This window comes from Bradyrhizobium sp. MI1.7 (assembly GCF_055811795.1).
On record NZ_JBVVPO010000084.1, the window covers coordinates 23272 to 32715 of the forward strand.

Sequence of the window (9444 nt, forward strand, 5' to 3'; positions counted from 1 at the left end):
CCTTTCCGGTTGCAAGGCGTACTATTCCACATCGCCGAACGGACCGTGGCTTTTATCGGTGATGAGAACGCCTACTTGCGCTCCCGCCTTCCTCTAATGGAAAGGAGCGCGCCATGCAGAAGCGGCGTCGTTTCAAACAAACCGAAACTTTGGAAGAACGTCGCGCGAAGGAAGCCGAGCGGCTGAGGGCAAAGATCCAGACAATGCCACTCGGCCTTCAACGCGATCAACTTCTTCGTAAGGCGAGGCAGGCGGAAACAGCCTCGCACATCAATGACTGGCTCACTTCCCCTGGCTTACAGTCACCAACAAAATGAAGAAGGCCCCGCTGATCATTCATGCCGCACAGGTCTTGCGCCGGGCGCGCAAACTCCCCGTCGGTCCTGCGCGGAATGATCTCCGGCAATTGGCGCGAGGCCTTCTGAGATTGCACAAAGCGGGTGTGCGCGCGAACGTCCAGATCATCGAGGCGAGGTCCCAACCGACGTTCCACTAGGAACGGTGCGCATTGCTACGGGTTTTCCTTTTATGAGTGAACCCATCCCTTGGCTGATTGAGGACTCCATTCAGATCGCCAGGGATTATTTGGAGCGTACCGGCGAGATTGGGAATGCTGCAGAGGTCAGCCGCTTTCTCCTGAGGATAGTCGATGAGATGGTCCTCAAGGGAGAGCACCGAAAGCTGATGCTCGCCAACCGCGCCATTGAAGCATATCAGCGCCATCGACAGGCCATGGCGGCATGACCGATCCCAATTGTCCAATCTGCCATGGCCTCGGTTGGGTCTGCGAAAATCATCCGGACAAGTCGTGGACCGAAGGTAAGGGGGCTGCCAATGTGGCGCTGGTATGCCGTGTATCTGCAATAGGGACGCCGATGGCGTTCCCGATGTTGAGGCGGTCATTGTAGAAATCGAGACCGATACAAAGCGCCTCAATTGAACAAAAACAAGAAGGACCGTCCATGAACAAGATCGACGAAACCATTGCGGCCCGCCCTTACGAGCTGTGGGAGCAGGCCGGAAAGCCGGAAGGGCAAGATGAAGAGTTCTGGCGCCTGGCCGAGCAGGAATTAATCAACGAGGACAAAAGCTCTCCTCGACGGACGCCGGATACGCTCTAGCGAAAGGGATACACCGCTAAATCAGCGTCGCAATCAAGTCGATAATGCCGAAGAAGAACCGACCCATCAATTACCTCTCCTTGCGCACACCCTTGAACTTCTTCGCGTTCTTCTTGACGGCCATGAACTGACCGCCCTTCTTGTTGCGCTTGGTCGAGGTCTTGGTGAGCGGATAGTGTGCGCTTTCCTTGCCAAGAACAGGGCAGAAGAAAGCCGCCCGAAGGGCGGCGAGTTCAGTTTTTAGTTTGCCTACTTCTTTGCAGCATCAGCCGCATCGCGCACGGTATCCTTTACGTCACCGGCCGCGTTGTGTGCAGAGCCTTTGGCATTATCCATCTTTCCTTCAGCCTCCATGCTCTTATCGCCAGTGAGCTTTCCGGCCCCTTCCTTAATTGCGCCCTTTGCTTTGTCAGCGGCGCCTTTCACGTGTTCGCGATCCATAATCGTGATCCTCCTTGAAGAATGTGCTCGACAACGGCGAGCCCTGCGAGCCGTTCCGAATGGAAACATTACAAGCACTCAAGTGTCCTGTGAGTTGATGTCTTGTGCTCACAGTAAACTCGGGTGGTGGAACGAATTGTACACTTTGGCACTTAGGAACCTCGCCAATCAGCGACAAATTCTCGGGGTCCAAGACGCGAGAGGCCGGCGCGGCAAGTGCAGCGCTCAACCCAAGCTCGTCCATAACATGATGGACTCCGCGCGCGGGCTTACCGTCCGCGTGTTCGAATGCCAGTGCGGCGAGCGCACTTGGACCAAGGATCAAGAGTAAGGCCGCCCATTGGCCTCTTTCATCACTACCACGGCGCTGAATAGGTTGGCCGTTGGTGTTTGCGTCACAGTCGTCGCAGGTGAGAAAGTGATGCCGGGCCGGGCCAATGTCGCGCCCGATATGACAAACTCGCAGCCAACTACGTCTACACGGGTCAGCTCCAAGTCCGAAGTGGAACTCGATCCACTTCGTATTGTTTTACCTCAACCCTCCAGCTATCGGCGGGCTGGATAGGACCCGAATGGAAAACTCAGACCGCTTCGATGCTGCACAATCCAGCGAGGGGCGTTATCGGCTTCTTGTTGAGGCGATCACCGACTACGCGATCTATATGCTGGATCGCGATGGGCATGTCACCAGCTGGAACCCGGGAGCGAAGCGCTTTAAGGGCTATGAGGCTGAGGAGATCATAGGGCACCACTTCTCGACATTCTATACGGAGGCCGAGCGGGAGCAGAAAGTGCCTGCCTTGGCGCTGGAGGAGGCGGAGCGAACCGGGCGCTTCGAGCGAGAGGGTTGGCGTGTGCGCAAGGACGGCACGCAGTTCTGGGCCCATGTGATCATTGACGCGATCCGTTCGCCTAAGGGCGAGCTTGTAGGTTTCGCCAAGATCACCCGGGATCTGACCGAGCGAAGGGCGGCCGAGGCCAAATTGCGCGAAAGCGAGCAGCAGTTCCGGCTAATGGTCCAAAGTGTGACGGACTACGCCATCTACATGCTGGACGTGGAAGGCAACGTGGCGAGTTGGAACGCTGGGGCCCAGCGCATCAAGGGGTACGGGCCCGAAGAGATCATCGGTCGCCACTTTTCCAATTTCTATACGGAAGAGGATCGCGCCGCGGGCATCCCGCGAACAGGCCTGCAGACCGCAACCCGCGAAGGACGCTGGGAGCACGAAGGTCAAAGGGTCCGAAAGGACGGCACTCGCTTTTGGGCGCATGTCGTGATCGACGCGATTCGAGACGACGACGGGAAGCTCGTCGGATTCGCCAAAGTGACCCGGGACATTACAGAACGGCGTGAGGCGGAAGCCGCGCTCCAGGCGGCGCAAGCAACATTGATCCGGTCCCAGAAGCTGGAGGCGATCGGCCAACTTACTGGCGGCGTTGCCCACGACTTCAACAATCTATTGCAGGTGATTAGCGGAAACCTGCAACTGCTCAGCAAGGACATCGCGGGTAATGCCCGAGCGGAGATGAGAGTCCAGAGCGCTCTTGCCGGCGTCGCGCGGGGATCGAAACTTGCTACCCAGTTGCTCGCCTTCGCGAGGCGCCAGCCGCTGGAGCCGAGGGTGGTGAACGTCGGTCGCCTGATCAAAGGCATGGATGAACTGCTGCGTCGCGCCATCGGCGAGGAGATCGAGGTCGAGACGGTCGTCGGCGGTGGGCTGTGGAACAGCCTCATCGACCCCGATCAACTCGAGAATGCCATTCTCAATGGACGACGAGTATGTCCGACACCACGATGATCTGATTGCGGGGCAATATGTGATGATCGCGGTAACTGACACGGGCATCGGCATTCCGTCAGATATCCTGGAGCGGGTTTATGAGCCCTTCTTCACGACCAAGGCGGAGGGCAAGGGCACTGGCCTCGGCCTGGCCATGGTCTACGGTTTCCTCAAGCAATCCGGCGGACACGTCAAAATCTACAGCGAGATCGGCGCCGGAACGACGGTGAAGCTATACTTCCCGCGAGAAATGGCCATCGAGGATACGCTAGTTAGTGCCACCTCCGGTGACATCAAAGGCGGCGAGGAAACTGTACTGGTGGTCGAGGATGACGATGAAGTGCGCGAGGTCGCGGTGTCGATGCTCTCCGATCTTGGCTACCGCGTGGTGAAGGCGAGAGATGCGGTGGCCGCGCTAGCCGTCGTCGACAGCGGCATACCAATCGACCTGATCTTCACCGACGTGATGATGCCGGGCAAGCCCGGAGTTGGCGCGGAAAGCCAAGGAACGGTTGCCCAACGTCGCAGTCCTTTTCACATCAGGCTACACGCAGAACGCCATCGTGCACGGGGGACGGCTCGACCCGGGAGTGGAGCTTTTGGCCAAGCCCTATACGCGGGAAGCGCTTGCGCGGAAGATCAGGCATGTGCTCGCCAACCACGCTCAACGGCGTCTCACGGCGAAGCAACCGCGTCAGCCCACAGGCGAAGACGCCGTCAAGGGTGCGACCGTGTTGCTCGTCGAAGACGACGAACTGATCCGCCTGACTGCGACGGAGATGTTGAACGATTTAGGCTGCAAGGTGATGGAGGCCAGCTCGGCCGAAGAGGGTCTGAAAGCCCTGGATGAGGCCGCCGTTGATATCCTCGTGACCGATGTCGGCCTCCCCGGAGTGTCTGGCCTGCAACTCGCAAAGGACGCCCGCTCGCTACGACCTGACTTGTGCATTGTTGTGGCGACAGGTGACAGCGGGATCCAATCCGATGCTGAGCTCTTGGACGCCGTGCTTGTCGTGAAGCCCTACGCGCCGGAAACTCTGCGCCGCAGCCTCGAAAATGCGCTGCAGGCAAAAGCACGACCCTAGACAGGTGTCGACAGCGCTTGCAGCGGAAGCGCTTGCCGCAGCGTCTTCGGATCCCCTATCGAGGAGGAATTGAGTTGCCAAAAGCCGCAATTTTCGATCTGGACGGAACGCTTCTCGACTCGGTGGATATTCACGCGCTCGCCTGGCACGAAGCCATGGTCAAGTTCGGCCACTATGTGAGCTTCGAGCAAGCTCGCAGCCAGATCGGCAAGGGAGGAGACAAGCTCGTTCCCATGTTCTTAACCCCGGACGAACAACGTGACCACGGCAAGGATCTGGAAGAATGGCGCGGCAATCGTTTCAAGACGGAGTATCTGCCGCTTGTCCGACCGTTCTCGGCCGTTCCAGACTTGCTGCGGCGAGTGCGGGATGCCGGACTTCGGATTGCCGTCGCGTCCTCCGCAAAGAAGGATGGACTTGACACGTACCTGGACATCGCACGCATCATAGATCTGGTCGAGGTGGCGACTTCGTCCGACGATGTGGAAGAATCAAAACCGGCGCCGGACGTCTTCGAGATCGTGCTGAAAAAGCTTGCGATTGACGGCCCGGACGCGGTCGCGATCGGCGACACGCCTTACGATGCCATCGCGGCGGGGAAGGCGAAGGTCGCGACCATCGGCGTGCTCTGCGGCGGGTTTACCGAAAGCTCGCTGCGGCAGGCTGGATGCATCGAAGTCTATCCAGGACCTGCGACGCTTTTTGCTAGATTTCAGGAGTCTCTCTGCTCACGCGGTAGACCGACCGGCATGCAATAGGGCGACCTCCGGGACGCGCAGAGCTACCCGGAGATCGATCGTGCGATCTGTAGCGCCCGAGGTTCAGGCGCAACTGGGTTGGACGGGTCTATCAACCGTCGGAGGTCTCAAGGGCCCCTCCAGCAGTCGCCGGACTCGCGGAGATCGGAGAGGATCATCGCCAAGCATCGACGACGGTTGGCGAGAAGGAGCCTGCGAGAACTTGGCCATCCACCGACGCTCGATGCGGTTCAATACGTCTCTGGGCAAGGCAATGTTATCCATCGCGACCACCTTCTCAAGCGGCGAGAAGTCTTGATGTCGAACAGAGACGGTTGGGCTTGCCTCCGGGTGGATTGCGTGGGCCGCCGTCAAGTTCGCACAATGCTTCGAGTATCTCGTCGATGGTGACCGGCGCTTTAAGTCCCGCTGGTGCCCGCAAGGAGGGACAGGAAGCGATTGCCGACGCGTCGGACGCCCAAGACGCCAGAATGGCGCGTTTCTCGGAGACCGAAAGCGAAAGGTCTGCCAGTACGTCCCTCGGGTGGTCAAACGCGGTGCCGGGATGCAGCAGCGCGTTGAAGTCGATGACGTTGTCGTCGGAAGCGGTCGTCGGCCGCATGGTATCCTCCATTCTAAGACGAAATCAGCTGCCGCGCGTCGCCCGGACGCGCGGCATTCCTCTGGTGGATGAGTTAGGCCGCCTTGGCCTCGATCTGGTGAACGTTGCCGGAAGACGTTGCGCCGGCGATGGCGATACGCCGCGGCTTCATGGCCTCGGGGATTTCCCGGACCAGTTCGATCTTCAGCAGACCGTTGTCGAATGCCGCGCCCTTGACCTGGACGTAGTCCGCCAGGTTGAACTGGCGCTTGAAATGGCGGGTCGAGATTCCCCGGTAGAGAAACTCGCGCTCGGCCTTCTCGGTCTTGCCGCCCTCGATCGTGACGACGTTCTGCTCGGCCGTGATCGAGACTTCGTCGGGCGAGAAGCCTGCAACCGCCAGCGTGATCTGGTAGCGGTCTTCGGCAAGCCGTTCGATGTTGTAGGGGGGATAGCTTTCGTCGGTGGCCCGCTGGGCCGTCTCGGCGAGATCGAACAGGCGATCGAAGCCGATCGTCGACCGGAACAAGGGCGAGAAGTCATAAGTGCGCATAGCCAAATCCTCCAAAGAGCAAGATGGGTATGAGGCATCGGACACGACCGGTGCCCGTCTCAATTCCGAGGCCCCGGAGGGCACCTCGGACGTCACCTGACGGTAACGCCAAAAAAATTAGCAAAACCGGTTTTGGTTTCAAGAGGGGACCGAAAAAAATTTCGCTGCCGATCGCCGCGCTGTTAAAGGTCCTCGCGCAGCCCCTTGAAGAAAGGGTGCCTAACCTTTCCCTCTTCAGATTTGGCGCGGTATTCGATCTCGGCGAGCAGTTTCGGTTCGACCCAGATGCCCCTGTGTGCGATACGCTTGGCGTAAGGCTGCGTCTTGCGGACAAGCGGCTCGAGCCGTCTGCGCAGCTCGGCGGCTGATGTCTTGTCGAAGCCGTGGTCGACCTTGCCCGCATAGATCAGGTCGTCGCCCTTGCGCCGCGCGAGATAAATGCCGTCCCACTTGCCCTCATCGAGAGCGAAGCCGGCGATGGTCAGCGTCTCGCGCTGGGCGCAGGTCTTCTTGACCCAATTATTGCTGCGGCCGACCGGGTACACGCCGTCGCGGACCTTGGAAACGACGCCTTCGAGCCCGACCTTGCAAGCATGCGTGAACATCTCGCTGCCGTCGATCTCGAAGCTCTCGCTGAACTGCACGTCGCTGCCAGTGACGACCTTCTTCAGTGCGGCCTTGCGCTCGAATAGCGGCACCTTCCGGATGTCCCTGCCGTTGAGATAAAGCAGGTCGAAGGCGACGAGTACGATCTTAGTCGAGGTGCCCTTTAGCTCGTTCTGCAAGACGGAGAAATCGGTGCTGCCATCGGCGGCCGGCACCACGATCTCGCCGTCGATGATGGCCGAGCTCGCCTTGATGTGCCAGGCGTCGTCGGCGACCTTCTTGAAGCGGCGGGTCCAGTCGTGACCGCGGCGCGTGAACACCCTTGTTGCTTCGTTGGCGAGATGCACCTGGACGCGATAACCGTCGAACTTGATCTCGTGAATCCAACGTTCGCCGGACGGCACGCGGTCGATCGAGGCTGCCAGGGCCGGCTCGATGAAGCCGGGGAAGGGCGCCTTGACGCCCAGCGCTTCCGGCTTTTTTCGCTGGAAGGCCATCGCTACACCAGGCGCAAGCTGTACTGCCGGGTGTCCTGGGCAGCGTAGCGATCGACGAATTCTTGGAGATGCGAAGGAACGTCGGTGAGCTGAAGATTGCACCAGTGCTGGATCTCGCGAGCAACGTCCTCGGAAACGTCTTCTGACCAGCGCTCGGACGTGTTGAAGGCAATAACCCTGATCGGATGTCGATACTCGCCGGCGAGCAGATCCTGAATGACCGTCTCGAGGTCTGCCGATCCCATGTCGGTTTCGCGCCAGGCGCTGCCTGCGCTCCCGAAGTCGTCCGCCACCAGATACACGGTCGGTTCATCGGCCGGCACAATGGAAGGGGTCCATCGGGACTGACTCATACGCAACTCCACGCAACAGAACCGGGATTTAATTTGATCCGCGCCGATTCGTTCCCCAGGTAGGAACTGCCAAGTGCGTTGCGCTTTTTATAAGAGGCAACCAGCGGAGGATACATGGCAGTCAATAAACCGACCGGCGACAATGCTCGCAAGGGCGCGGTGAAGAAGCGCTCACAGGCCAAGACGACAATTGGCGGCGCTACTGGCTACACAAAGCGCGACAGAACGTCGGGCGAGTTCATGGCTGTGAAGAAGCCTAAGACGGCGCAGAAAGGCCGCCAAGAAATTCAAAGGAGTGCGGGTCGAGAGAGCCAAGAAATCCGCCAAGCGGGGGCGCTAGACGTCGGTGGCCGAGGTTTGATCGTCTGATGGACACCGAGGCCGCCGACTGACGCGGCCTACTCGTCGATTTCGCGGAGCTTGTCTTCCAGTTCCCGAACGAGCGTCTGGATACGCTCATAGGTCTGTGGGTCATGCGCAAAACGTCTGGCTATTTGCCGATAGCGGAGTATCCGCATTTCCAGCTCAACGCGTTCGTTCTTGGACTGCACGGCACCAATTCCATCACCTTCTTCAATTCCATCACCTTCTTTAAGTATGCCGGAACAGCCGTTTAGTTTCGATCTAGGCCACCGCCCGCTTGCCGAAAGCCAAGCCGTCGCGCTTGGACGAGGCGCTCCGGATATTTAGGAGTACTTCCGCGAAATCATCAGAAGTTGCGCCGAAAGATGATGCAAGGCCGCCTCGGTGGTGCCGCCGCCCGTTAGTCATCGACCTTCGCCCATGTATGTTTACAACCATGAAGGGAAGGGCGATCCTCATGGCAGACCGCTTTGTCGTTCGGTACGAGCATCCCAAGAACGGCCGATTCACAGTGCTGGACACTTCAATAGATCAGCCTGCAGTCACGCCGGACGGGACGCCTTTAACTGGACTCTCTCATTCAACGGCAGAGGTTGTGGCCGAGAAGCTGAACAAGGGCGACGCTCCGCCCGCCCTCAATCGTAAAACAGGCAGCAGGCTGCGCCTGCACATGACTTGAAGAATCAAAAGTTGAGCGCTGCCTGGTCACGCTGCTTGGGCCCCAGCATCGGGCCGGGGGGCTTGATGATGCTGGGGCCTCCGGACAGGCATTACCTCGTGGGACAGAGGCAGCTACCGCACACACAAGTTACCCAACAATGCGTAGTTCCACATCGCCGAAACTCCCTGTGTCGTAGGTAGGTACCGGTCCAATAAATCCGAAAAGCTAGTTGAAGCAAGTAGTCGGTGGCTCCCTGGAACTAATTGGATATTGCCGACTTTTCCCGATTCAGTTTATGGCTGGGAACTGATGACGCGGCAAAACGATCAAGACGACCGGCGTGTGAGCTTTGAAAGGCCTCTACAGGCCGGCATATTGGCAATTGATGGAACTTGGCGGCGGGCTTGTCTCATCAAGGACGTCTCTGAGAACTCAGCGACCTTACCCGTAGAGAGTTCGATCAGAAGGCTTGCTTAAACGAGTGTTTCCTTGTGCTTTCGTCAACCGGGCTTGCCTACCGTCGATGCCAGTTAGAGCGCGTGAACGGCGGCGAGCTGACGGTAAGCTTTGACCTGCCCCTGAAGTTTCACCCAGTAGCGGTTAGAGTCTCGGCGGATGTTACGCCGTTTGGCGCGGTGTGAGCAA

The 9444-nt window shown here is 58.9% G+C and carries 12 protein-coding genes and 2 pseudogenes; 8 read left to right on the top strand and 6 right to left on the bottom strand.

From position 1 onward, the window contains the following. Positions 1 to 113 precede the first annotated feature (113 nt). The 3 genes from AC0L3X_RS41235 to AC0L3X_RS41245 all read left to right on the top strand — a co-directional run bounded on the left by AC0L3X_RS41235 (position 114) and on the right by AC0L3X_RS41245 (position 1121). Complete coding sequence (locus AC0L3X_RS41235; RefSeq protein ID WP_085398252.1) at positions 114 to 317, top strand: hypothetical protein; 204 nt, start codon at positions 114 to 116, stop codon at positions 315 to 317. A 211-nt stretch (positions 318 to 528) separates the two neighbouring features. Continuing rightward, complete coding sequence (locus AC0L3X_RS41240) at positions 529 to 744, top strand: hypothetical protein (protein ID WP_085398174.1); 216 nt, start codon at positions 529 to 531, stop codon at positions 742 to 744. Between the two features lie 218 nt (positions 745 to 962). Beyond that, positions 963 to 1121, top strand: coding sequence for a DUF2934 domain-containing protein (locus AC0L3X_RS41245; RefSeq protein ID WP_473317393.1), 159 nt, complete (start codon positions 963 to 965; stop codon positions 1119 to 1121). A gap of 249 nt (positions 1122 to 1370) precedes the next feature. Here AC0L3X_RS41245 and AC0L3X_RS41250 read toward each other — a convergent pair whose 3' ends face one another. Then, complete coding sequence (locus AC0L3X_RS41250; RefSeq protein WP_354098918.1) at positions 1371 to 1562, bottom strand: CsbD family protein; 192 nt, start codon at positions 1560 to 1562, stop codon at positions 1371 to 1373. 572 nt (positions 1563 to 2134) lie between these two features. On the opposite strand from AC0L3X_RS41250, the pseudogene AC0L3X_RS41255 reads away from it, so the two are divergent. Together AC0L3X_RS41255 and AC0L3X_RS41260 are read left to right on the top strand one after the other, a co-directional pair. Then, positions 2135 to 4428: pseudogene (locus AC0L3X_RS41255) on the top strand (hybrid sensor histidine kinase/response regulator). Positions 4429 to 4502: 74 nt separating this feature from the next. Beyond that, positions 4503 to 5186, top strand: coding sequence for an HAD family hydrolase (locus tag AC0L3X_RS41260; protein ID WP_085398275.1), 684 nt, complete (start codon positions 4503 to 4505; stop codon positions 5184 to 5186). 277 nt (positions 5187 to 5463) lie between these two features. On the opposite strand, the gene AC0L3X_RS41265 is transcribed toward AC0L3X_RS41260, so the two are convergent. The 4 genes from AC0L3X_RS41265 to AC0L3X_RS41280 all read right to left on the bottom strand — a co-directional run bounded on the left by AC0L3X_RS41265 (position 5464) and on the right by AC0L3X_RS41280 (position 7775). Further along, complete coding sequence (locus AC0L3X_RS41265; protein WP_085398276.1) at positions 5464 to 5787, bottom strand: hypothetical protein; 324 nt, start codon at positions 5785 to 5787, stop codon at positions 5464 to 5466. Between the two features lie 73 nt (positions 5788 to 5860). Further along, positions 5861 to 6319: a small heat shock protein HspD gene (hspD, locus tag AC0L3X_RS41270; protein WP_354098921.1), complete on the bottom strand. Its 459-nt coding sequence runs from the start codon at positions 6317 to 6319 to the stop codon at positions 5861 to 5863. A gap of 182 nt (positions 6320 to 6501) precedes the next feature. Next, complete coding sequence (ligD, locus tag AC0L3X_RS41275; RefSeq protein ID WP_085398273.1) at positions 6502 to 7422, bottom strand: non-homologous end-joining DNA ligase; 921 nt, start codon at positions 7420 to 7422, stop codon at positions 6502 to 6504. 2 nt (positions 7423 to 7424) lie between these two features. Next, positions 7425 to 7775 (bottom strand): hypothetical protein, encoded by a 351-nt coding sequence (locus AC0L3X_RS41280; protein WP_085398272.1) that lies wholly within the window; start codon positions 7773 to 7775, stop codon positions 7425 to 7427. A gap of 114 nt (positions 7776 to 7889) precedes the next feature. On the opposite strand from AC0L3X_RS41280, the gene AC0L3X_RS41285 reads away from it, so the two are divergent. Beyond that, positions 7890 to 8144 (top strand): hypothetical protein, encoded by a 255-nt coding sequence (locus tag AC0L3X_RS41285; protein WP_354100551.1) that lies wholly within the window; start codon positions 7890 to 7892, stop codon positions 8142 to 8144. A gap of 29 nt (positions 8145 to 8173) precedes the next feature. Here the strand turns inward: AC0L3X_RS41285 and AC0L3X_RS41290 are convergent, their stop codons facing one another. Further along, on the bottom strand, positions 8174 to 8326 hold the full coding sequence (locus AC0L3X_RS41290; protein ID WP_155794997.1) for a hypothetical protein: 153 nt from the start codon (positions 8324 to 8326) through the stop codon (positions 8174 to 8176). A gap of 269 nt (positions 8327 to 8595) precedes the next feature. On the opposite strand from AC0L3X_RS41290, the gene AC0L3X_RS41295 reads away from it, so the two are divergent. Both AC0L3X_RS41295 and AC0L3X_RS41300 read left to right on the top strand, forming a co-directional pair. Further along, positions 8596 to 8817 carry a hypothetical protein gene (locus AC0L3X_RS41295; protein WP_144030552.1) on the top strand — a complete coding sequence of 74 codons (222 nt, stop codon included), beginning with the start codon at positions 8596 to 8598 and terminating at the stop codon, positions 8815 to 8817. Between the two features lie 291 nt (positions 8818 to 9108). Then, positions 9109 to 9440, top strand: a pseudogene (locus tag AC0L3X_RS41300) (PilZ domain-containing protein). Positions 9441 to 9444: the final 4 nt, after the last annotated feature.

Coding starts and splice junctions, on each gene's coding strand:
- AC0L3X_RS41235 (WP_085398252.1), top strand. CDS start 114: ATGCAGAAGCGGCGTCGTTTCAAACAAACCGAAACTTTGGAAGAACGT.
- AC0L3X_RS41240 (WP_085398174.1), top strand. CDS start 529: ATGAGTGAACCCATCCCTTGGCTGATTGAGGACTCCATTCAGATCGCC.
- AC0L3X_RS41245 (WP_473317393.1), top strand. CDS start 963: ATGAACAAGATCGACGAAACCATTGCGGCCCGCCCTTACGAGCTGTGG.
- AC0L3X_RS41250 (WP_354098918.1), bottom strand. CDS start 1,562: ATGGATCGCGAACACGTGAAAGGCGCCGCTGACAAAGCAAAGGGCGCA.
- AC0L3X_RS41265 (WP_085398276.1), bottom strand. CDS start 5,787: ATGCGGCCGACGACCGCTTCCGACGACAACGTCATCGACTTCAACGCG.
- hspD (WP_354098921.1), bottom strand. CDS start 6,319: ATGCGCACTTATGACTTCTCGCCCTTGTTCCGGTCGACGATCGGCTTC.
- ligD (WP_085398273.1), bottom strand. CDS start 7,422: ATGGCCTTCCAGCGAAAAAAGCCGGAAGCGCTGGGCGTCAAGGCGCCC.
- AC0L3X_RS41280 (WP_085398272.1), bottom strand. CDS start 7,775: ATGAGTCAGTCCCGATGGACCCCTTCCATTGTGCCGGCCGATGAACCG.
- AC0L3X_RS41285 (WP_354100551.1), top strand. CDS start 7,890: ATGGCAGTCAATAAACCGACCGGCGACAATGCTCGCAAGGGCGCGGTG.
- AC0L3X_RS41295 (WP_144030552.1), top strand. CDS start 8,596: ATGGCAGACCGCTTTGTCGTTCGGTACGAGCATCCCAAGAACGGCCGA.